Origin of the sequence: Curtobacterium pusillum (assembly GCF_013359865.1) — a bacterium.
Lineage (GTDB): Bacteria > Actinomycetota > Actinomycetes > Actinomycetales > Microbacteriaceae > Curtobacterium > Curtobacterium pusillum.
The window spans coordinates 1-21,830 of record NZ_JABMCE010000082.1 but is presented as its reverse complement, the minus strand read 5'-3'; the positions used below and the strand labels follow the sequence as shown (position 1 = coordinate 21,830).

Sequence of the window (21,830 nt, the reverse complement as noted above, 5' to 3'; positions counted from 1 at the left end):
GGCGACTGTTCATGTCCCCCAGCCCCCTCAGCGCTCTGCTCGACGGAGGACGCCGGCCTTCTTGCCGGTTCGTTTGGGTGCACGCACGGCAGCCGTAGCAGCCTCGTCATCGCCGGTTCCGTAGCCGTAGCCGTACCCGTAGCGGCCGTAGCCGTACGCACCGGGGCCCCTGACGGGCATCATCGTGATGACGAAGCCGGCGATGGTTGCGCCGACGTTCTCGAGGGACGCCACCGCTGCAGCGAGCTGACCCTTGTGCGTCTTGCCCGCCGCGACGGCCAGGATGGCGCCGGACGCCTTCTTCGCCAGGATCGCAGCATCCGTCACGGGAAGCAGCGGCGGCGCGTCGAACAGGACGTAGTCGAACTGCTGCTCGAGCAGCGTGATCAGGTCCTGCATCGCACGCGAACCCAGGAGCTCCGACGGGTTCGGCGGGATCGCACCGGACGGCAGGACGACCATGTTGCCGCGTCCCCACGGGTGCGCGACGTCCTCGAGCGTGGCGCGGCCGATGAGCACGTCGGTCAGACCGGCACTCCCGTCGACGTCCATGTACTCGGCCACGCGCGGACGGCGCAGGTCGGCGTCGATCAGGATGACGCGGAAGCCGGCGCTGTCGAGGGCGATCGCCAGGTTCGCGACCGTGGTGCTCTTGCCCTCGGACTGCACCGACGAGGTCATGACGAACGTCCGCGACCCCGTCCCCAGGTCGAGGAACTGCAGGTTGGTGCGCAGCGTGCGGAACGACTCGGCGCGCGGGCTGCGCGGGTCGACCTGCACGATGAGGGGCCGCTCCGACGCCTTGTTGTCGAACGCGATGCCGCCGACCACCGGCTTGTCGCTGATCTTCTCGACGTCGAGTTCCGTGCGCACCCGGTTGTCGAGCGTCTCGCGGAGGACCGCGATGCCGACGCCGAGTGCAAGCCCGACGAGCAGGCCGAGTGCCACGTTGACCGGGACGTTCGGACTCACCGGCGTGCTCGGGACCTGCGCCTGCTTGACACGGGTGAGCTTCACCGTGCTGGTGCCGTTCGCGTCCGTCGCCTCGATGTCCTGCACGACGTTGGTCAGGCTCTGCGAGGTCGCGTTGGCGATGTCAGCCGCCTGTACGGGGTCGGTGTCTTCGACGGTGATCGAGATGAGCGTCGTGCTCGTCGGTGCCGTGGCGGTCACCATCGGTGCCAGCTGTTCGGCGGTCATGTCGAGCTTGAGCGAGGAGATGACCGGCAGCAGCACGATCGGCGTGGACACCAGGTTCGAGTACGTCAGGACGCGCTGCTGGGTGAAGGTGTTGCCCTGCGCCAGGTCGCTCGCGCTGCCCGACGTCTCCGTCGACACGAACACCTGCGCCGAGGCGGAGTACACCGGCTTCTTGATCAGCGAGAAGCCCGCAGCGGCTGCCACCCCGACCAGTGCCAGCACGAGGATGAGTACCCATCCCTTGCGCAGCACCGTGATGTAGTCGCGTAGCTCCACGCGCCTGCCTTCCCCGATCCGATCCGTTCCCTGTGGTCCCATCACAGGAGCACCGGGGTTTTCCCAGCGCACGGCATTCAAATACTGCCACAGGTCTGAGCGCTACTCGGCTGTAGCAGCCGATGAACGCCTCGCGTCCTCTACGGTGGGCCCATGAGCTCCGAGTCGGCCCAGATCACCAGCGAGCCCGATTCCACCCGGCAGCGCGACCTCGTCGTGCTGCTCGTCGCCCTCGGTGCTGCCGTGGTGCTCGCCCGGGTCGTCTCCGGGATCACCCGCTCTGGGGGCATCCCGTCACCCGTCCTGCAGGTGCTGGCGGCAGACCTGGCGGTCTGGCTCCCCCTCGTCGTGGGCGCGGGCTGGGTGCTCCGGCACGCCGAACGATCGGTGATGCTCTCCAGGCTGCGCCTGGACCTCGGCGCGGTCGTCTTCGCGATCGGCATCGTCGTCGTCTGCCGGGCGGTCGACGTCGTCCTGTCGATCGCGTTCACCGGCAGCACCGGGTTGGCCCCCGCACCAACGCTCGGGACGCCCGACGTGGGGCTGCTCATCGTTTCGGCGATCGGCATCGTGCTGGTCAGTCCGTTCCTCGAGGAGATCGTCTTCCGCGGTCTCTTCCAGCAGCGTCTCGCCGCCGAGCTCACCCCGCGCACCCGGTTCCTGGCGGTGCTCCTGACCGCGCTCCTGTTCGCGTTCCTGCACCTGCTCCTCGGGGCGGGCACGACGCCGCTCGGCGGCGTCCAGGTGTTCGTCACCACGTTCCTGCTCGGCCTGCTCACCGGCACGCTCGTCGCGATGACCGGACGCATCGGCGGAGCGATCCTCGCCCACGTGCTCTTCAACGCGGTCGCCGTCGTCGCCACCTGGCCCCGCTGACCGGAGCGGAACACCCCGCCGCGAGCGACGGGGTGTTCTGGATGGTGCCGCGAGTGCCGTGTCAGACGGTGCGCAGGACGTCGGGCAGGACGACCTGGAGCCGCTCGGCGAGCCGCTGCTGCGCCTCTTCGAGGGACCGGAAGTCACCGACGTACTGCCCGAACGTGTCCGACACGAAGTAGTGGCTGCCCTGCCGGTCCACGGTGCCGCCGTAGTAGCCGCCGTAGTTCGCGGCCCACAGCCCGGTGTCGGGACGGGACCAGCTGATCCGGGGATGCGCGGCAGGACCGGGAGCGACGACCTGGGCCTCGATCTCGGTGATGGCCGCGATCGTTGCGGTGTCCAGGGTCACCTCGGCCTGTTCGCGGCGGGCGACGGTCGTGCTCACGGTCATGCTCCTTGCGGTGGTACGGGCGTGCAGTGGTGCGGGTGCGAGCGGGAGGACTAGCCGACCGGGTGGATGACGGACGGCAGCATCACGTGCAGCTGGTCCGCGAGCTTGGCCTGCGCCTGCTCGAGCGAATCGAAGTCACCCACGACGAGTCCGAACGTGTCGGAAGCGACGTAGCGACCGTCACGCTTGTCGATCGAGCCGCCGAAGTGGCCGCCGTAGTTGGCGACCCACTCCCCGTCGTCCTCCTGCGTCCAGGCCAGCTTGGCCCGCTCCGGACGGGAGTGCGTCTCGGCCTGCGCCTCGAGGACCGCGATCGTGTCGACCGTGTCGGTGTCGAGGGTGACCTCAGCTCGGTTGTCGGTGGTGACGATGGTGCTCATGTCGCTCTCCTTCTTCGCGATCCGGGGTACATCTGCTGACACCAGAACGCTACGAGAACGAGTGGGGTGGCTGCCACCGATCGGCGCCGATTCACGGGTTCTGTCTATGGGCCCCATCGAAGAAGCCCGGATTTCCGGGGTCATGCGACGCATTTCCGGGGTACAGAGGACCGATCGGGGTACTCGTTCGCCGTCCATTCCCCCGGTCACACACGGACGGTCAGGGCCGCCCGTCGGTACGCCCCGGGCGTCATCCCGGCCAGCGGCGTGAACTGATCGATGAACTGACTCGTGGTCGCCCACCCGCACGCGGCGGCGACGTCCGTCACGGTCCGGCCGCTCGCGAGCAGTACGAGTGCGCGGTGCACCCGAAGCTGCAACCGCCACTGCCGGTACCCCATCCCGGTCTCGTGACGGAACAGGCGCGTGAGCGTCCGCTCGCCGACTCCGATGCCGACCGCGAGTTCCCCGAGCGACCTCGGCTCGGCGAGGTCCTCCTCGACGATCCGCGCGGCCTGCCGGAGGCGCGGGTCGCGCGGCTCCGGCAGGTGCAACGGCTGTTCCGGCGCGGACGCGACCTCGTCCACGACGACGGCCCGGAGGTGCGACCTGGCCACCTCGGAGCGTGAGCCGGGCGTCGTCAACGCGAGCAGCGCCTCCCGTGCGAGCGACGAGACGGCCAGGACGGCAGGGCCGGACGGGAGGCGCGCGGCGGCATCCGGGGACAGGTACACGACACGCATGTCGGTCACCCCGTGGGCGCGGTGCCGGTGCTCAGCGCCGGCCGGCACCCAGGTGACTCGGTTCGGCGGTGCGATCCAGGTGCCGTCGTCGGTGATGAGCGAGAGGACGCCGCTCGCCGCATGGATGAACTGACCGAGGGCATGGGTGTGCGGCGGAACGGTCTCGGCGTGCGCGAACCAGAAGGCGGCCTCGGTGCGCTCGGGGAACTCCTCCAGCGCGATCTGGCTGGAATCCGACATCGAGCGGCAGTCTACGTGTTCCGCGTCAGGGTGCAGCGGTGGTGTGATCGGTCCATGACCACCGCTGCCGTCCCCCTTCCGACCGCCGATCGACGGCGTGGACTCCTCGCCGCCTGGTACGTCGGCGCAGGCCTCATGCTCGTCGCGCTGAACCTGCGGATGGGCGTGGCGTCGGTCGGGCCGGTGCTCGGCGCGATCGAGCGATCGCTGCACCTCTCCCCGTCGGCAGCGAGCCTGCTCACGACGATCCCGGTCTTCGCGTTCGGGGCATTCGCGTTCCTCACCCCGGTGCTCACGCGTCGGATCGGGCTGCACCGACTGCTCGGGCTGACCATGGCGGTGCTCGCGCTCGGCATCGCGCTCCGCCTCGAGCCGCACGGGTGGGCGCTCTACGGCGGCACGGTGCTCGCGGGCGCCGCGATCGCCGTCGCGAACGTGCTGATGCCCGCGGCGATCAAGAGCGACTTCGCGCACCGCGTGGGACTCATGATGGGGCTCTACTCGACGGCTCTGTTCCTCAGCGCCGCGATCGCGTCCGCCGCGGTCGTCCCGCTCATGGCGGCGTTCGGGTCGTGGCGTCCGGCGTTGGCGTTCTGGGCGGTCCCAGCGGTCGTCGCCGCCGTGGTGTGGCTGCCGCGGGCGCTCCGGAACCCGGGGCACGTCCGGGGATCGAGCACTGTGGCGGACGCCCTGCCGGAAGCCGCCGACGAGCCGACCTTCGCGCGGCTGTTCCGGGACCCGGTCGCGATCGCCGTCACCGGGTTCATGGGGCTGCAGAGCCTGTCGTACTACGCGTTCCTCACCTGGGTGCCGACCGTCCTGCAGGACGCCGGGGTCTCCGCACACGAGGCCGGGCTCATGCTGGCGTACTCGAGCCTGCCCGGCATCGTCACGGGCGTCACGGGGCCCGCGATCGCTCGGCGCCTCCGTCCCACGTGGCTGCCGGTCGTGGTCGTGGTGGTGCTCTGCGCGGCCGGGTTCGGCGGGCTGCTCGTGGCACCGGCCGCAGGCGCCTGGGCGTGGATGACCCTGCTCGGGCTCGGGCAGGGGGGCGCGATCAGCCTGTCGTTGAGCTACATCGTGTGGCGGTCACCCGACGCCCGGCACACGGCGCACGTGTCGACCATGGCGCAGGGCACCGGGTACCTGCTCGCCGGGCTCGGGCCGCTCGGCATCGGGCTGCTGCACACCGCGACCGGAGGCTGGACGGTGCCGATCGCGGTGCTGCTGGCGCTCCTCGTGGTCCAGCTCGTCGCGGGCATGGCGGCGAGTCGCGACCGGCACGTGCTCGCGCGCGGCTGACGCGCTGCGCCGCTCAGCGCACGGCGCGCAGCGCGTCCGCGATGACCACGAGCGCCGCGTCGATCTCATCGGCCACGCGCACGTGCGTCGCCTCCGACCGCCGGTAGGGGTCGTCGATGTCGTCGTCCGCCGGGTCCGCGGGCGGCGGGACCGTACCGCGGAGTCGAGCGACCCGCTCCACGAGTTCCTCCGCTGTCCCGACGCCGGAGAGATCCCCCGGCTCGAGCCCCTCGAGCACACGGGCGAACTGCTTGATCGTGAAGGCCCGCTTCGCCGCCCGGGGTGCGAGCGACACGACGGCCGCACGGTGCGAGCGTTCCGCGGCGAGCACGAGGTCGGCGGCACCGGCGATCGAAGCGGTCAGGTACCGGGACCGGTGCGACGAGGGATCGCCGCCGAGCCGCGAGGACTGGGCCGCGGCAGCGTCGTCCATCGGAGTGTCGTCCTGCGCGATGGTGCCGGCCGACTCGACCTCGAACGCGGAGGCGTCCGGGCCGAGCCGAGCGACGAGCACCTGCGCGCCGAGCGCCGAGCGGCAGAGGTTCCCGCTGCAGACGAACAGGATCCGCATGCTCAGGAAGCGCCGAGCAGGTCGTGCCGGACCACGATCGCGTCACGACCGGGGCCGACGCCGATCGCGGAGATCCGGGCACCGGACATCGCCTCGACCGCGAGCACGTACGCCTGCGCGTTCTCGGGCAGGTCCTCGAACGAGCGGGCGCCCGTGATGTCCTCGGTCCAGCCGGGGAACTCCTCGTAGATCGGCTTCGCGTGGTGGAAGTCCGACTGGTTCACGGGGACCTCGTCCACGCGCGCCCCGTCGACCTCGTACGCGACGCAGACGGGGATCGTCTCCAGGCCGGTGAGGACGTCGAGCTTCGTCAGCACGAAGTCCGTCACGCCGTTCACGCGTGCCGTGTACCGGGCGATCGGCGCGTCGTACCAGCCGCAGCGGCGGGGGCGGCCGGTGGTGGTGCCGAACTCGAAGCCGTTCGCGCGCAGGAACTCCCCCGACTCGTCGAACAGCTCGGTCGGGAACGGACCGGCACCGACGCGGGTCGTGTACGCCTTGACGATGCCGATGATGCGCTCGAGCTTGCCCGGGCCGATGCCCGAACCGGTCGCCGCCCCGCCGGCCGTCGCGGACGAGGACGTCACGAACGGGTAGGTGCCGTGGTCGACGTCGAGCATGGTGGCCTGGCCGGCCTCGAACAGGACGGTCTCGCCACGCTCGAGGGCGCGGTGGATCTCGAGCGCGGTGTCGGCCACCATCGGGCGCAGTCGGTCGGCGAAGGACAGCAGCGACTCGACGACCTCGTCGGCGTCGATCGCGCGGCGGTTGAAGACCTTCACGAGCAGGTGGTTCTTCTGGTCGAGGGCCGCCTCGACCTTCTGCCGCAGGATGTTCTCGTCGAAGATGTCCTGGATGCGGATCCCGACGCGGTTGATCTTGTCGGCGTAGGTCGGGCCGATGCCACGGCCGGTGGTGCCGATCTGACGCTTCCCGAGGAACCGCTCGGTCACCTTGTCGATGGTGCGGTGGTAGTGCGTGATGACGTGGGCGTTCGCCGACACGAGCAGCTTGGAGGTGTCGACGCCGCGGGCCCGCAGCGCGTCGAGCTCCTGGAAGAGGACCTCGAGGTCGACGACGACGCCGTTGCCGATGATCGGCGTGACACCGGGCGTGAGGATGCCGGAGGGGAGCAGGTGCAGCGCGTACTTCTCGCCGCCGACGACGACCGTGTGCCCGGCGTTGTTGCCGCCGTTGAACTTGACGACGTAGTCGATGCGGGACCCGAGGAGGTCGGTGGCCTTCCCCTTGCCCTCGTCGCCCCACTGGGCTCCGATGATCACTGCAGCGGGCATCTGGTTCTCCTCACGTTGGCGGAGGACCTCACACGACCAGTCGGTCGGTGGTCCACCCGAGTCTATCGGACGGCCACTCCACCGCTACCCGACCGTGGAGACGGCGGACGCAGCGGACCGCGTGGACCTGGGAGGGCACGCACCGAGCGCGGCGCAGCGTCGGACACGTCGGATCCACAGCAGAGAAGGAGCAGCACATGAGCGACCTCGGCGACAAGGCGAAGGACTTCGCGGACAGCGACAAGGGCGAGAAGGCCACGGACGCCGGTCTCGGCAAGGCGGCCGGCGCCGCCGACAAGGCGACGGGCGGCGGTCACGGCGACCAGATCGACAAGGCGGAGAAGGCCGCCGACGACAAGATCGGCAAGTAGGTCGAGACCACTCGTCACGACGGACTGGAGGCGCGGTGCCAGCTGGCACCGCGCCTCCAGTGTGTACGCCGTCGCGTCCCGAATCGCGACGGCGGGTCCGGGTCAGCTCCGGAAGAAGTCCTGGTAGGACGGGTCGCCGACGGGCTGTGAGTGGCCCGGTTCGGCGAGGCGCTGCTCGATCATCGACTGGATGACCTCCGGCGGGGTGAGCCCACGGCGACGCCACTCGAACGGGTCGGCCCGGAGCTGCTTCAGGGTGCTCTGCGTCTGCATGCGGCCAGCCTCCCACCGGATAACTAGTTTGTCTAACTACATGTCCTCTTGACGCACTCCGGGCCCCGTCACGCGGTGGTGGCGGGGCCCGGAGTGGATCGACGGTGCGGCTAGCGGCGGGAGACCTTCGCGGTCGGCTTCGAGGTCGCCGAACCGTCCTGGAACCCCTTCGCCTTCGCGACGACCTTCACCTGCAGGCGCTGTCCGGCGTCGGACGAGCCCAGCGTGTAGGTCGACTTCGTGGCACCCCTCACGGCCGAGCCGTCGCGGTACCACTGGTAGGTGTACGTCACACCGTTCGCGTTCCACGTGCCGTGGTGAGCGGTGAGCCGCTTGCCGACCTTGGTGGTGCCGGTGACGCTCACCGAACTGCCCTTGACGAGCGACAGCGTCGGGGCGACGGTCGTCGCGGTGACCGCCTGGGCCTGGTCACCGACGGCGTTGCCGAGGTGCAGCAGCAGGACCCGGGCGCTCGCGACACCGGTGCCGCGGGTGACCTGGAGCGAGCCGCGGTCGGCGAACAGGACGCCGGTCGACTTCCCCTGCGCGAAGGTGAGCGCCGGCGCGGACGGGTCGTACGTGGCGTCCGCCGTCTCGTCGACGACGTACGAGCCGCTCGTGGCCAGTGCCGGGGCGTACGCCGACTCGGTCAGGACCGAGTAGGTGAACGCCTTGGTGGCGCCGATCGTCGCCGCGTCCACGGTGAGGACCTTGACCGTGCTGTCGAACGTGTTCACGTCCTGCCCGGGGGCCCCGCCGTTGAGCGGCTGCGCGTCCACGGTCTCACCCGTCGCGAGGTCCACCGTCGTGGCGAACGTCGCGTCGACCGCAGCGGACTTGGCGTCGTACACGAGGTAGTCCGGCGTGCCGTCCCGGTCGGTGTCGATGAGCACCTCGACGTTGGTCACCGCGCCGGGGTCGGCGTCCGGCCCGTCGGTCTGCACGCCGAACGCGAGGGCGCCGGACGCCGCGTCGTAGTTCGCGCCGTAGGCACGGATGTCCGCCGCCTGCAGGGACTGCTTCGCCGAACCGGCCGGGAACGACTCCCGGCCGTCCGTCCCACCGAGCACGAACGGTGCGACGGAGGCGTGGTAGCCCGTCGTCACGTCGCCCTGGTCGACGGTGCGTCCCGTCAGCGCGAGGTCCGCCGTGCGCTGCGACCCGGTGAAGGTGACGTTCGAGCCGTGCACGGCGCTGACCGGCTTCGGCGCGACGTAGGCGCCGAGCCGGAGCGGGTTGAGCGTCTTGTCGGTCGGCGTGAACGTCACGAGTCCGGAGGCCGCTGCGACGAACTCCCGCTGGTAGCCCTGCTGCACCGACTCCTGGGTGGGGTCGATCACGCGGCGGAGCTTCGTCGGGTCCGCGATCGAGAACGTCAGCGTGACGGTCGCCGTGCCGTGCGCACGGACGGTCACGCGCTTCGTGCTGAGGGCGAAGGCCACGCCCGGCTGCGAGACCTGCGCCTGGTACGCCACGTCGTAGGTGTGCGCACGGCCGTCGGTGTTCTCGATCTGCAGGGTGCGCCGCTGGCTGGTCCTCGAGGCGACCTCGACGACCCCGTACGAGGCCGTGACGAGCTGGTCGTTCTCGATGCTGCGCACGGTGGTGCCGGCGGTGACCGCCTGGAGGGCGTCGACGCGGCCGGTGCCCTGGCGGAGCAGGGTCGCGTTCCCGTCGCCGTCCTTGACGTCGTGCGTCGCCGTGTTCATCAGCGCGGCCTTCACCTGTGGTGCCGTCCACGTCGGGTGCGACTGGAAGGTCAGCGCGGCGATGCCCGCCACGTCCGGCGTCGCCATCGACGTACCGCTCATGGAGAGTCGGCCGTCGCCGGTGCCGTTGGCCGCGGAGATCACGTTGACCCCGGGGCCCGCGATGTCCGGCTTGACGATGTCGTCGAACGATCCGTGCACGCCGCGGCTGGTGAACGAGGCGAGCGTGTTCACGGTCTCCGGGTCGGTGGCGAGTTCGAAGCCCTTGAGCTCGTCGGCGAACCGCACGTGCAGGGTCCCGGCCTGGGCGGCTGCCTGGAGGCTCGACACGCTGTCCTTGGTCAGCTCGGCTCCCGGGATGGCCTGGTTCCCCGCGATGCCGGAGTCGAACGTGTTGATCGTCCCCGCCAGCAGGACACCGACGCCGCCGGCGGCCTGGACGTTGTCGAACCGGACAGCGGACCCGCACTCGAGTGCGGCATCGGTCCACTGCAGCCAGACGACCTTGCCCGCGATCTTCGCTGCCTCGTCGGCACTGAACGCGGCGCAGCCGTCGACGTCCGTGCTCGGGACGACGACGTCACCCTCGACCGGCAGCGTGCCCGTGTAGTTCTGCGAGTACTGCGCGCGGTACGTCTTCGTGACGTCCGCCGGGGCGGTCGCCTCGACACCGTCGTACAGCGACTGGCCGGTGGCGCTCGCGGCGACCGTGAGGGCACCCTCGGCGTTGCCCGGCGAACCGCCGATGTCCGTGAAGTCGTCGGCGTTGCCCGAGGCGATCACCGGCAGGACGCCGCGTGCGGTGAGCGCGTCGATCTTGGCGTTGTCGGGGTCGTCCGGCGCGCCGTAGTCCGAACCGAGCGACAGGTTGAGGACGTTGATGTCCTTGCCCTCGGTCAGCGCCTGGCCCACCCAGTCGAGGGCGGCACCGGTCAGGTCGGTCGAGCCGCCGCCGTCACCGAAGACCTTGAGCGCGTAGAGGCCGGCCTCGGGCGCGGTGCCGGGACCGATCCACATGTCCTGCACCTGCTGCGTCGTCAGCTTCGTGTAGTCGCCGTCGAAGGTCGTCTTGTCGGCGTCGAGGCCGTAGCCGGCGATCGTGCCCGACACGTGCGTGCCGTGGTCGCCGCCCGTGCCGTCGATCGGGTTCTCGTCCGGCTTCGGGGTCGGGTCGTAGGCCGGGCTCGTCGAGTCCGCGTTGTACGTGGGCCCGGCGAAGTCGTAGCCACCGAGGAACTTCTCGCCGTCGTAGGAACCGGCGGTCGGGGCTCCCGTGTTCGCGAGCGCGGCCTGGTAGGCGGCCGTGGTGCCCGGGCCGCCGAAGTCGGCCTGGGTGTAGTCGAGGCCGGTGTCGAGCACGGCGACGTTGACACCCTTGCCGGTGTGGCCGGTCTGCTGCCAGGCGTCGAGCGAACGGGTGTAGACGTCGCTCGCCGCGTTCTTCGGCGTGACGCCGTCCGCGCCGGGCGTCGTCAGGCTCGGGTCGACGCCGGACGGTGCGGCGGCGGAGTCGGCGTTCACCGTCGGGTCGACGATCTTCTTCGGCGTCAGCGGGATGATGCTCTCGACGTCCGCACGGGCCGCGACCTTCCGGAGCGCCGCGACGTCGGCCACGACGGCGACCCCCGGGACGGTGTACTCGGTCGAGTAGAGCTCCGTGGCGTCGGCGTCGGACTGCTTGACGGCGGTGCGCACGGCGTCGACCGTCGAGCCGATGGCCTTGACGCGCTGCTTGGCGGCCGAGGACTGCGTCTTCGGCCCCGCGAGGTCGCCGCCCTTCGCCTGCGCGTCGACCTCGAGCGCGCCCTGACCGGTGGTCCGTACGAAGGCGGCGATCGTCTTCGAGGGCTTCGCGTCACGCAGCGGCTGCGAGAGCTTGAGGTCGGCGGCGGACCGACCGGACGGAGCTGCCGAGGCCGCTCCTCCGACGGCCAGGCCGCCGCACGCCAGGGCCGCGGCGGCGAGGCCGGCGGTGAGGACGCGCGCGATGCGGTGCGGGTCCGGGTTCGGGTCGTTGTTCGGTGTTGCACGGTTCAAAAGGCGCACCTCTGGGCTCCGTCCGTGGTTCGCATGGAATTGCTGTGAAGTTATGCGTTCGCTCTCAGGTCGCACAGTCCGCTCTTTGGGGGACTGGCCCCTGTTCGGGGGTACAGCATCCATAACTTGCACACTGCTGTGCAGGTTATTACGATGGGCCCGTGACCACCACCGACCACTCCGGACGCGCACCCCGCCGTGACGCGACGGAGAACCGCGCAGCGCTGATCGAGGCCGCGAGGACCGTCCTCCAGCGCGACCCGGACGCGTCGCTCGAGACCATCGCGACCGCCGCCGGGCTGTCGCGACGTGCGGTCTACGGACACTTCCCGTCCCGGGACGACCTCGTTCGAGAGGTCGTGACCGCCGGAGCCGCTCGCGTCGCGGCCGCGATGCCGACCACGTCCGACCTCGGGGCCCTGCCGCCGGCGGCCCGGCTCGCCGCCATCGCGGTGACGCTCTGGGCGGAGGTCTCGCACGTCCGGTCGATGGCCCGGGTCGCGATCCGCAGCCCGTTCAGCGAGTCGGTCGCCGAGGTCTTCGCCCCCCTGCGCGCCCAGGTCCGGGAAGCCTGCGCGCTCGGGATCGCCGAGGGCGCCATGCGCGACGACGTCGACCCCGCCACGCTCGGCCGACTCGTCGAGGGCGCCTGCATCGCCGTGCTCGACGAAGCCACCCGGTCCGGAACGTCCGACGAGGACGGCCGGCGCATGGTGGTGCTCTCGGCCCTCGGCATGGCAGGCATCGACTGGCGCACCGCGATGCTCTCCGAGCCCGTCGCCCCGACATCCCCCACGAAGGCCTCCCCCAGTAAGGACCGAGCATGACCCTCGAACTCGACCACGTCGGCATCGGCGACGAGCCCGGTGCCGCGCTGCCCGTCGTCTCCGCCGTCGCCGCGCCCGGACGTCCCGGGATCGTCGCCGTCGAGACCGAGCAGGCGCCCGTGCTCGCGTCCCTCGTCGCCGGCGGCCGCATGCAGCCCGACAGCGGTCGGCTCCTGCTCGACGGGCACGAGGACGCCGCAGCCGTACGGAAGGCGTTCGCCCTCGTCGACACCCCCGGCGTCGCGGAGCCCTTCCCGGTGATGAGCGTCAAGCGGATCGTGCGCGAGGAACTCGCGTTCGCGGGGCAGCGCCCCTCCCGCGAGCACGTCGACACCGTGCTCGACGAGCTCGGACTACGGGACTACGCCGACACCCACGTGCAACGGGTACCCACGGACGTCCGGATCCGGCTGCTCGTCGAGCTCGCCCTGCTGCGCGACGGCGTGACGGGACTCGTGATCACCTCGCCCGAGCGACACGGGGGCGCCGTGGAGGGGTGGTTCGCGGTCGTCCGCGACGTCGCCCGTCGCGGCGTGACCGTCGTGCTGGTGACCTCCAAGGCCGCCGCCACGACCATCGAGCGCCTGCTCGACACCATCGAGCCGCTCGACACCGTCCAGACCGAGGACCCCGAGGACGTGGACCGACCCGACGGAGACGTCCCCACCGACACCGACACCCTGCCCACGGAGGCGACCGCGTGACCACCACCTCGCTCGTCCGCGCCGAACTGGCGCGACTCACCGCGACCCCGCTCGCTCGACTCGCGTTCATCGCGCTCATGGTCGTGCCGCTGCTCTACGGCGGTGCCTACCTCTGGGCCAACCGCGACCCCTACGCGAAGCTCGACCAGGTCCCCGCGGCCATCGTGGACCAGGACGCCGGCGCCACCCTCGACGGCGACCACGTCGACTACGGCAAGGACGTCACGAAGGAGGCCATCGACGGCGCCGACTTCAAGTGGACGAAGACCTCCGCGGCGGATGCGCGCTCCGGCGTGCGCAACGGCACGTACGACTTCGTCGTGACCATCCCGCACGACTTCTCGGAGTCCCTGGTGTCCGCGCAGTCCGACGACCCCAAACGGGCGAAGCTCGTCATGACGACGGCGGACACGAACTCGTACCTGGCGTCCACGATCGCCGAACAGGCCGGCAAGACCATGCGCACCGCCGTGGCGGAGCGCGTCGGGAAGCAGGCCGCGAAGACGCTGCTCGTCGGACTCGCCGACGTGCGGGACAGCCTCGGCGACGCGGTCGACGGGGCGGGGCAGCTCGCCTCGGGCGCTGCCGACGCCGCGAACGGCGCAACGACGCTCGCGGACGGCACGGGCAAGCTGTCGTCCGGTGCGGCTCAGCTCGCGGCCGGGACGAAGGACCTGCCGGCGCAGATGACGAAGCTGAACGACGGAGCGCAGAAGCTCGCCTCGGGAGCGGCATCGCTGTCGTCCGGCCTGCAGTCAGCGAAGCAGCAGACGGCGTCACTGCCCGCGCAGACCGCGCAGCTCAACGAGGGCGCGCAGAAGGTCGCCGCGGGCAACAAGAAGCTGGCCGACACGGTCGACTCGTTCAGCAGCGACGTCGACGGCCTGCAGCCCGTCGACGCGGAGACGGTCATCGCACAGATCGAGGCGAACCTGCCGGAAGGCGTCACGCTCAGCGAGGAGCAGACCGCGGCCATCGCGAAGGCCGTCACCGACGTGAACACCGCGGGTGCGAACGCGAAGACCACGTACGACGCGACCAAGTCCTCCGTCGACCAGCTCCGTGACGGATCGGCGCAGGTCGCCGCAGGGACCCAGCAGCTGGCCGCGAAGTCGCCCCAGCTCGCCTCGGGGATCGCCACGGCGGCGGACGGCGCGTCGCAGCTGGCGTCGGGGTCGTCGCAGGTCGCTGCCGGGACGTCGCAGCTCGCCGCGGCGGCACCCTCGCTGTCGTCGGGGGCGTCGCAGCTCGCCACCGGTGCGGCATCGGCCGACGACGGTGCGAAGTCACTCGCATCGGGTCTGACCAAGCTGCAGAGCGGCTCGTCCGAGCTCGCCGACAAGCTCGACGAGGGACGCACCAAGATCCCCGCGTCCACCGCCTCCGAGCGCAACGACCAGGCATCGGTCATCTCCGACCCCGTGAAGGTCGGCACGGACGACGTCGCCTCCGCGTCGAACTACGGCGCCGGCCTCGCGCCGTTCTTCATCTCGCTCGCGGCCTGGATCGGCATGTACGCGCTGTTCCTCATCCTGAAGCCGATCTCGAAGCGGGCGATCACCGCGGTGCGGAAGCCGCTGCAGGTGGTGCTCGGCGGGTGGCTCACGCCCGTGCTGCTCGGGGTCGTGCAGATGGTCGCGCTGTTCTTCATCGTCCGGTTCGCCCTCGACCTGAACGTCGTGCACGCCGGAGCCACGATCGGGATCATGGTGCTGGCATCCGCCACGTTCGCGGCGATCATCATGGCGCTCAACGTGCTGCTCGGCTCCGTGGGGCAGTTCCTCGGCCTGGTGCTCATGCTCGTGCAGCTCGTCACCGCCGGTGGGACGTTCCCGTGGCAGACGCTTCCCGGGCCGTTGGCGGCGCTGCACTTCGCGCTGCCGATGACGTACTCGGTCGACGCGATCCGGCAGACCATGTACGGCGGGAACCTCGGGACGGCGTGGTCGGACGCGGGGGTGCTCGCGTGCTGGCTGCTCGGTTCGCTGCTCGTGGCGTTCGTGGTCACGGCACGGCAGACCCGCTCGCGGACCCTGCGCGACCTGCGGCCGAGCCTGATCGGGTAGACGCGGACCGCGGGTAGCGTCCGGGCCATGGCGACGCTGCTCATCACCGGGGCCACGGGACGGATCGGGACCGCACTACGTCCGAGACTCCTGGCCGCCGGACACGACCTCGTCCTGCTCGACGAACGCCCACCCGAGCCACCGGTCGGGGATCGCGAACGCTTCGTCCCCGGGTCGGTGAACGACCGCTCGGCGCTCGAGACGGCACTGCCGGGCGTCGACACGATCGTGCACCTGGCCGGGATCCCCACGGAGGACGAGTGGGACGCGCTGCTCGACGCGAACGTCACCGGGACGAAGAACGTGCTCGAGGCGGCCGCCGCGAACGGCGTCCTCCGCGTCGTGCAGGCGAGCTCCATCCACGCCGTCGGCCGGGTACCCGAGCGACCCGACGCCCCGGGCAGCGTCCCCGGCGACCGGATTCCCCGCCCCGACTCGTACTACGGCGTGACGAAGGCCGCGATGGAGCTCCTCGGCAGCCTGTTCGCCGACCGGTTCGAGATGTCGATCGTGTCCGCCCGGATCGGAGCGTTCGGCGACCGGCCGAACTCGGCGCGGGCGCTGCTCATGTGGACCTCGCCGGACGACCTGGCCCGGCTCGTGCAGGCGACGGTCGAGCTGACCGAACCGGGACACCACGTGGTGTGGGCGGTCTCGCGGAACACGGGCGCTCCGGCGGACTTCACGGCCGGCGAACGGATCGGGTTCCGGCCGGTGGACGACGCGTCGGCGGTGCTCGACGCGGAGGAGCGCGACGAGTTGCCGCCGGAGGACGCGGAGTTCCTCGGCGGGGGCCTGGCGAGGCAGCCGCTCGGCCGCGCACGCGACTGACCATGGGAGGCGAGCGGCGGGACGGAGCCGCGCCGAGCCTCCAGGCCGAACCGCACGCCTGTCACGGCCCCCGCTACCATCGACGGGAGAGCCACGGAGGTCGATGCAGATCATGGGAGCCGGCAAACCCGCGACCATCTACGACGTCGCCGCGCGCGCCGGGGTCTCGAAGTCCCTCGTCTCGCTCGTGCTGCAGCGCTCCCCCCGGGTGAGCCAGCAGCGGCGCGAAGCGGTGCTCAAGGCGATCCAGGAGCTCGACTACCGCCCCTCGACGGCGGCGGTCTCGCTGGCCGGCACCCGCTCCCGGACGATCGGCGTCGTGCTCGACGACTTCAGGAACCAGTGGTTCGTCGACCTGCTGACGGGCCTGCGCGAAGCGCTGCAGGACCAGGGCCACCGTCTCGTCGTCGCCGACCGGTTCCTGAACACGGGGCTCGACGCCTCCCCGGTGGAGGGTTTCCTCTCGATGCGCGTCGAGGGTCTCGTCATCGCCGGCGAGCCCGACACCGACCTGGCGATCCCGGCGTCCACGCCGCTCGTCATCGCCGGCGGACGGTTGTCGATCCCCCGCGCCGACACCGTCGCGAACGACGACCGTGCCGGAGGCGGGATGGCCGCGGAGCACCTGCTCGGGCTCGGGCACGTGCGGCTCGGGTTCATCGGGGCGTCCTCCGCGGCGTCGGCCGAGCGGCGCTCGGGGTTCGAAGCGGCGGTCGGCGCTGCGGCGGACGTGGCGGTGACGATCCTGCCCGGCGAGGCGACCGAGGACGCCGGCTCCCGGGCGGTGGCGCAGCTGCTCGACGACCACCCCGACGTCACCGCGGTGTTCGCGGCGAACGACGTGATGGCGCTCGGCGCACTGTCCGAGCTCGCTGCGCGCGGGCTGCGCGTCCCCGAGGACGTCTCGGTCATGGGCTACGACGACACCCCGCTCGCGGCGACACGGTACGTCGGGCTCACGAGCATCGACGACCGGAGTGTCGAGATCGGGCGCGGGGCCGGCGAACGACTGCTCGCCCGGATCGCCGACCCGGGGCTCGCCGCCACCGAGGTCCTCGTGGAACCGCGGCTGGTCGCCCGGAGGACGACGGCGGCACGCTGACAGCGCCCTGACGGCTCACCGCCGGGGTGGCCTCACGCAGGCGGTACCCGACGGTGGCCCTCAGCCGAGGTCGGCGTGCTGCACGACCCAGCTGTGCATGACGATCGCCGCCGCCGCCGAGGCGTTGATGCTCCGCGTCGATCCGAACTGGGCGATCTCGAGGTGCCCGTCCGCGCCGGCGACGGCCTCGTCGGTGAGCCCCGGACCCTCCTGCCCGAACAGGAACACGCACCGCTCGGGGATCGCGGCCGTCTCGATGTGCGAAGCCCCGGGGGTGTTGTCGATCGCGATCACCGGGCGACCCTCGTCGTGCATCGAGGCGAGGAAGGCCGCGACGTCGGTGTGGTACCGCACGTGCTGGTACCGATCGGTCACCATCGCCCCGCGCTTGTTCCACCGGCGGCGCCCGATGATGTGGACGGTGCCGGCGAGGAACGCGTTGGCGCTGCGCACGATCGACCCGATGTTGAGGTCGTGCTGCCAGTTCTCGATCGCCACGTCGAACGCGTGCCGTCGGGTGTCGAGGTCGGCGACGATCGCCTCCATCGACCAGTACCGGAAACGGTCGACCACGTTGCGGGTGTCGCCCGCAACGAGGAGCTCCGGGTCGAGCCGGGGGTCGTCCGGCCACGGCTCGGGGTGCGGACCGACCCCGTTCGTCGTCCGCTCGTGGGACGGTTCGGGCGCTGCGGTCACGTCCCAAGCGTAGGGCGCGCCCGGGGTCAGCGGACGCGGGCCTCGATCCCGGCGACGAGGATGTCGATCCCGAGGGCGAAGCGGTCGTCGTACGAGTGCGACCCGAGGAGCTCGCCCACGAGCGCGTGCCGTTCCGGCCGCCCCGCCTCGGACGAGCCGCGGCCGACCTGCACGCTCGTGTGTCCGACCACGAAGTCGTACACGACGAAGAACGCGTACATCGCCTCGGCATCGGGCAGCCCGGCGGAGCGGAGCGCGCCGACGACCTTCGCCACGACGGCGTCGGACTCGGTGGACACGAGGGCGCCGCGGCGACTGTGCGACTCGAGCACGAGCGGGTGCGTCCGCATGAGGTCCCGGAACGTCGTGGCGAACACCCGCACGACGTCGCGCCACTCCGACGGCCAGACGAACGTGGCGGTGAACTCGTCGACGGTGCGCCGCACGAGTTCCGCGTGCAGGTCGTCCAGGCCGCCGATCGTCCGGTGCACGGTCATCGGCGCGACCCCCAGCCGGACGCCGAGGGCCCGGAACGAGAGCCGGTCGAGGCCGTCCTCGTTCGCGATGACCGTGGCGGCGTCGATGACCTGCTCGCGGGTGAGCACGTTCGGGCGGCCGCGGCGTCGTCGCGGTGCCGGGTCCACGCGGTCCGACGCCGGGGCGGCTCGGGGTGCGGCGGTCGGCGTTCCGGGTTCGACGAGCACGGTGCTTCTCCTTGATTCGGTACGTGTCCTGAAAAGCCTAGGGCAAAGCCGACCGGCATTCGGTGTCTCGACCATCTCGGCTCCGCACGCTGGGCACAAGAGCCGATCCGTTCCTCCCGGCCCTTTCCGAGGCGACCCCGAGCCGGGCCGTCACACGCGCCCAGTAGGGTGAGGACCATGGCAACCCGCGACGAGGTCGAGTGCTGGCTGACCGACATGGACGGCGTGCTCGTCCATGAGAACCAGGCCCTCCCCGGAGCCCCCGAGCTCATCCAGCAGTGGCTCGACGAGGGCACCGAGTTCCTCGTCCTCACGAACAACTCGATCTTCACGCCCCGCGACCTGAGCGCCCGCCTCCGCTGGTCGGGGCTCGAGGTGCCCGAGGAGCGGATCTGGACGTCGGCGCTCGCGACCGCGGACTTCTGCAAGTCGCAGATGCCCGGCGGCTCGGCGTTCGTCATCGGCGAGGCCGGCATGACCACCGCCCTGCACGAGGCCGGCTTCATCATGACCGAGACGGCGCCCGACTACGTCGTCGTCGGCGAGACCAGGAACTACTCGTTCGAGGCGATCACCAAGGCCGTCCGCCTCATCCGCGACGGCGCCCGCTTCATCGTCACGAACCCCGACGCCACCGGCCCGAGCGCCGAGGGCGTCCTCCCCGCCACGGGGGCGATCGCGGCGATGATCGAGAAGGCCACCGGCAAGCAGCCGTACGTCGTCGGCAAGCCCAACCCGATGATGTTCCGGTCGGCGATGAACCGGATCGGGGCGCACTCCGAGAACACCGGCATGATCGGCGACCGGATGGACACCGACGTGCAGGCCGGCATCGAGGCGGGGCTCCACACCGTGCTCGTGATGACCGGCATCAGCGACCAGGCCGAGATCGACAGGTACCCGTTCCGCCCGAGCGAGGTCATCTCGGGCGTGCACGAACTCGTCCGCACCGAACCGTTCGAGGTCGAGCTGTAGCGACGCGCTCGATCCGTGGCGGCAGTGTTGCCGCCCGGGGTTGCGCTCGGCCTGCGAGCGGTCCAGACTCAGAACTCCTGATACATCAGATTGGAGTTCCACGATGAAGCGGATCCTCACCCTCGCCGCCGTCGGCACCGCGATCTTCGGCATCGCCTCGGGCGCCCTCCCCGCCTCGGCCTCCGCAGCCGAGCCGCGCGACCCCCAGGCGCCCGGCTGCAACACGACCACGATGGTCGCCGACCACACGAGCGGGACCGTCCAGTGGGAGATCGAGTGCGATGCTCCCCGCTGGGTCAGCATCGACGCCACGGCGTTCGCCGGCACCCCGGACGACCACGTGATCGTGGACACGCAGCAGGCGTACCGGTTCGTCGAGGCCGGCGCGATCTGGACGGGGTCGCTGCGGTTCGACACCGAGGGGGTCGATCAGCTCCGCGCCCAGGCGGTCACGTTCGTCGAGGAACACGACCCGACCGAGCGTCCGGCCATCATCGGCGGCGCCACGGGCTGAGCAGCGACGCGCTGTCGGGAAGTCACCCCAGCCGTGCCGATGTGCGGCTCGGGGTGACCCCCGTCCCGCGGGAGCGAACGGGACCGACGGTGGTCACCACGTGACGGCCGGGAGGCGCGGCTCGTCCTCCCGCACCGCGTACGCCCCCATGGGCGGTACCGTCCGCCACCGGCGCCGCAGGCGGCGCGGCCGGCCGTCCCGCCACGCGACCACCCCGCCGGCGACGATGCCGAGCGCGAGCACCCCGAACGAGAGCAGCCCGACGCCCCCGACGAGCACGAGCTTCGCCGGGTCGTGGACGTCCGCCGTCGCCGAGAGCGCGATCGAGCCGAAGTCCCAGAACGCGTGCAGCAGCACCGGCAGGAGCAGGTTCCCGGACAGTCGGCGGCCCAGGTACAGCGTCGAACCGAACGAGGCGGCGAACACCACCTGGACCAGCGTCGCCCCGAGGCCCGCACCCGCGAGCGCGTTGAGCAGGTGCAGCAGCCCGAACAGCACGCACGAGACGATCCACACGCCGAACTCCGGCAGCCGTCGCCGCAGCCCGACGAGCAGGACGCCGCGGGCCATCAGCTCCTCGAAGGACCCGACGAACAGCACGCCGACGCCCAGGAGGAGGAAGTAGTGACCGGGCAGCGCCGACCAGTCGACGAGCGGCAGTCGGACGAGGCAGATCACGACGATCAGCGCAGGGGCGAGCCACGTCCAGCTCAGCCGCGTCCTCGTCGCGTCGATCGTCGCGATCCGCCACCACCCGAGTCCCGTCACGACGAGGCAGAGCGCCACGGCGGCGATGCCCTCCGGGAGGACGAGCGACCGGACGACGCTGTCGACCGTCTGCCCGAGCGTCGGGTAGTCGTCGCTCGGTCGGGAGCGCCACGCACTGATCGCTGCGAACACCACCATCGGTGCGAGGGCGACCAGCAGGGACGGCGGGACTGGCCAGCGGCGGCGGCGGGGTTGTTCCACGTCCTGTTTGTACCAGGGCAGCCGTACGATTGGCGGTATGCGCCTGCCCTCCCTGTCGACCATGGCGGAGGACTACGTGAAGCTCGTCTGGAAGGCGAGCGAGCGCGGCGGGCCCGGTCTGGCGACGAGGGACATCGCGGCGACGCTGAAGGTCTCCGCGTCGACGGTGTCGGGCAACCTCCGGAAGCTCGACCGCGACGGCCTCATCGAGCACACCCCGTACTACGGCGTCGTGCTCACCCCCCTCGGGCAGCAGGTCGCCGTGGCGATGGTCCGGCGGCACCGGCTCATCGAGACGTTCCTGGTCGAGCGGCTCGGGTACTCGTGGGACGAGGTCCACACCGAGGCCGAGGCGCTCGAGCACTCCGTGTCGGAGACGTTCCTCGACCGGGTCGACGAGGACCTCGGACACCCGACGCACGACCCGCACGGCGACCCGATCCCCCGCGCGGACGGTACGGTGCCGGACTCCCCCGGCACCCTGCTCGGGGCGATCGAACCCGGAGCCTGCGGCACCGTCGACCGGGTGTCCGACGACGACCCCTCACTGCTGCGGTACTTCGACGAGCTCGGGGTCGGTCTCGGGACGCACCTGCGGGTGGAGCGGGTGCGGGACTACGCGGGCGTGATCGCGGTGTCACGGCGGTCGGCCGACGGCGAGGAGTCCCTCGTCGACCTGCCGGCGGCCGCCGCGTCCGCGATCTGGCTCGCCCCCGACGCCGACTGACCCGGGCGGGGCACGGCCCGCGGGTGGGGTCGCGGCCGCGGGCGGGGT

Annotated in this window: 22 protein-coding genes; 11 read left to right on the top strand and 11 right to left on the bottom strand. The window is 71.3% G+C overall.

The window, feature by feature from the left end; translation table 11 throughout:
* Positions 1-27: 27 nt before the first annotated feature.
* Positions 28-1,476, bottom strand: a complete 1,449-nt coding sequence (locus tag HP507_RS12125) for a tyrosine-protein kinase domain-containing protein (RefSeq protein ID WP_175352048.1) — start codon at positions 1,474-1,476, stop codon at positions 28-30.
* A gap of 153 nt (positions 1,477-1,629) precedes the next feature.
* On the opposite strand from HP507_RS12125, the gene HP507_RS12120 reads away from it, so the two are divergent.
* Positions 1,630-2,352: a CPBP family glutamic-type intramembrane protease gene (locus HP507_RS12120; protein ID WP_175352047.1), complete on the top strand. Its 723-nt coding sequence runs from the start codon at positions 1,630-1,632 to the stop codon at positions 2,350-2,352.
* 61 nt (positions 2,353-2,413) lie between these two features.
* On the opposite strand, the gene HP507_RS12115 is transcribed toward HP507_RS12120, so the two are convergent.
* The 3 genes from HP507_RS12115 to HP507_RS12105 form a co-directional block, all read right to left on the bottom strand.
* Positions 2,414-2,740 carry a hypothetical protein gene (locus HP507_RS12115; RefSeq protein WP_175352046.1) on the bottom strand — a complete coding sequence of 109 codons (327 nt, stop codon included), beginning with the start codon at positions 2,738-2,740 and terminating at the stop codon, positions 2,414-2,416.
* Between the two features lie 56 nt (positions 2,741-2,796).
* Positions 2,797-3,126, bottom strand: a complete 330-nt coding sequence (locus HP507_RS12110) for a hypothetical protein (RefSeq protein ID WP_175352045.1) — start codon at positions 3,124-3,126, stop codon at positions 2,797-2,799.
* A gap of 206 nt (positions 3,127-3,332) precedes the next feature.
* The gene (locus tag HP507_RS12105) at positions 3,333-4,109 is read right to left on the bottom strand and encodes an AraC family transcriptional regulator (protein ID WP_175352044.1); all 777 of its coding nucleotides are present in this window, start codon (positions 4,107-4,109) and stop codon (positions 3,333-3,335) included.
* Between the two features lie 54 nt (positions 4,110-4,163).
* Here HP507_RS12105 and HP507_RS12100 point away from each other — a divergent pair, with 54 nt between their 5' ends.
* A complete protein-coding gene (locus tag HP507_RS12100) occupies positions 4,164-5,411 on the top strand; it encodes an MFS transporter (RefSeq protein WP_175352043.1) in 1,248 nt (415 codons plus the stop codon).
* Between the two features lie 13 nt (positions 5,412-5,424).
* On the opposite strand, the gene HP507_RS12095 is transcribed toward HP507_RS12100, so the two are convergent.
* Positions 5,425-5,982, bottom strand: a complete 558-nt coding sequence (locus HP507_RS12095; RefSeq protein WP_175352042.1) for an arsenate reductase/protein-tyrosine-phosphatase family protein — start codon at positions 5,980-5,982, stop codon at positions 5,425-5,427.
* A 2-nt stretch (positions 5,983-5,984) separates the two neighbouring features.
* The gene (locus HP507_RS12090; RefSeq protein WP_175352041.1) at positions 5,985-7,277 is read right to left on the bottom strand and encodes an adenylosuccinate synthase; all 1,293 of its coding nucleotides are present in this window, start codon (positions 7,275-7,277) and stop codon (positions 5,985-5,987) included.
* A 197-nt stretch (positions 7,278-7,474) separates the two neighbouring features.
* Between HP507_RS12090 and HP507_RS12085 the strand changes: the two genes are divergently transcribed.
* Positions 7,475-7,648: an Rv0909 family putative TA system antitoxin gene (locus HP507_RS12085; RefSeq protein ID WP_175352040.1), complete on the top strand. Its 174-nt coding sequence runs from the start codon at positions 7,475-7,477 to the stop codon at positions 7,646-7,648.
* A gap of 102 nt (positions 7,649-7,750) precedes the next feature.
* Here the strand turns inward: HP507_RS12085 and HP507_RS12080 are convergent, their stop codons facing one another.
* The gene (locus HP507_RS12080; protein WP_175352039.1) at positions 7,751-7,921 is read right to left on the bottom strand and encodes a hypothetical protein; all 171 of its coding nucleotides are present in this window, start codon (positions 7,919-7,921) and stop codon (positions 7,751-7,753) included.
* A gap of 110 nt (positions 7,922-8,031) precedes the next feature.
* On the bottom strand, positions 8,032-11,667 hold the full coding sequence (locus HP507_RS12075; protein ID WP_175352038.1) for a S8 family peptidase: 3,636 nt from the start codon (positions 11,665-11,667) through the stop codon (positions 8,032-8,034).
* Positions 11,668-11,828: 161 nt separating this feature from the next.
* Here HP507_RS12075 and HP507_RS12070 point away from each other — a divergent pair, with 161 nt between their 5' ends.
* From HP507_RS12070 to HP507_RS12050, 5 genes are all read left to right on the top strand, one after another.
* A complete protein-coding gene (locus HP507_RS12070) occupies positions 11,829-12,494 on the top strand; it encodes a TetR/AcrR family transcriptional regulator (protein WP_175352037.1) in 666 nt (221 codons plus the stop codon).
* Positions 12,491-13,198 carry a hypothetical protein gene (locus tag HP507_RS12065; protein WP_175352036.1) on the top strand — a complete coding sequence of 236 codons (708 nt, stop codon included), beginning with the start codon at positions 12,491-12,493 and terminating at the stop codon, positions 13,196-13,198. The genes HP507_RS12070 and HP507_RS12065 overlap by 4 nt, the downstream gene beginning before the upstream one ends.
* Positions 13,195-15,264, top strand: coding sequence for a YhgE/Pip domain-containing protein (locus HP507_RS12060; RefSeq protein ID WP_175352035.1), 2,070 nt, complete (start codon positions 13,195-13,197; stop codon positions 15,262-15,264). Before HP507_RS12065 ends, HP507_RS12060 begins: the two co-directional genes overlap by 4 nt.
* 27 nt (positions 15,265-15,291) lie before the next feature.
* A complete protein-coding gene (locus tag HP507_RS12055; RefSeq protein WP_175352034.1) occupies positions 15,292-16,095 on the top strand; it encodes an NAD-dependent epimerase/dehydratase family protein in 804 nt (267 codons plus the stop codon).
* A gap of 103 nt (positions 16,096-16,198) precedes the next feature.
* Positions 16,199-17,197, top strand: a complete 999-nt coding sequence (locus tag HP507_RS12050; RefSeq protein WP_246328219.1) for a LacI family DNA-binding transcriptional regulator — start codon at positions 16,199-16,201, stop codon at positions 17,195-17,197.
* Between the two features lie 60 nt (positions 17,198-17,257).
* Here the strand turns inward: HP507_RS12050 and HP507_RS12045 are convergent, their stop codons facing one another.
* The gene (locus HP507_RS12045; RefSeq protein ID WP_175352033.1) at positions 17,258-17,893 is read right to left on the bottom strand and encodes a TrmH family RNA methyltransferase; all 636 of its coding nucleotides are present in this window, start codon (positions 17,891-17,893) and stop codon (positions 17,258-17,260) included.
* A gap of 26 nt (positions 17,894-17,919) precedes the next feature.
* Positions 17,920-18,597, bottom strand: coding sequence for a TetR/AcrR family transcriptional regulator C-terminal domain-containing protein (locus HP507_RS18435; RefSeq protein WP_175352032.1), 678 nt, complete (start codon positions 18,595-18,597; stop codon positions 17,920-17,922).
* Positions 18,598-18,774: 177 nt separating this feature from the next.
* On the opposite strand from HP507_RS18435, the gene HP507_RS12035 reads away from it, so the two are divergent.
* Together HP507_RS12035 and HP507_RS12030 are read left to right on the top strand one after the other, a co-directional pair.
* Positions 18,775-19,572 carry an HAD-IIA family hydrolase gene (locus HP507_RS12035; protein WP_175352031.1) on the top strand — a complete coding sequence of 266 codons (798 nt, stop codon included), beginning with the start codon at positions 18,775-18,777 and terminating at the stop codon, positions 19,570-19,572.
* Between the two features lie 103 nt (positions 19,573-19,675).
* Complete coding sequence (locus HP507_RS12030; RefSeq protein WP_175352030.1) at positions 19,676-20,086, top strand: hypothetical protein; 411 nt, start codon at positions 19,676-19,678, stop codon at positions 20,084-20,086.
* Positions 20,087-20,179: 93 nt separating this feature from the next.
* Here the strand turns inward: HP507_RS12030 and HP507_RS18205 are convergent, their stop codons facing one another.
* Positions 20,180-21,055, bottom strand: a complete 876-nt coding sequence (locus HP507_RS18205) for a CPBP family intramembrane glutamic endopeptidase (protein WP_175352029.1) — start codon at positions 21,053-21,055, stop codon at positions 20,180-20,182.
* Between the two features lie 37 nt (positions 21,056-21,092).
* Here HP507_RS18205 and HP507_RS12020 point away from each other — a divergent pair, with 37 nt between their 5' ends.
* Complete coding sequence (locus tag HP507_RS12020; protein ID WP_175352028.1) at positions 21,093-21,782, top strand: metal-dependent transcriptional regulator; 690 nt, start codon at positions 21,093-21,095, stop codon at positions 21,780-21,782.
* Positions 21,783-21,830 lie beyond the last annotated feature (48 nt).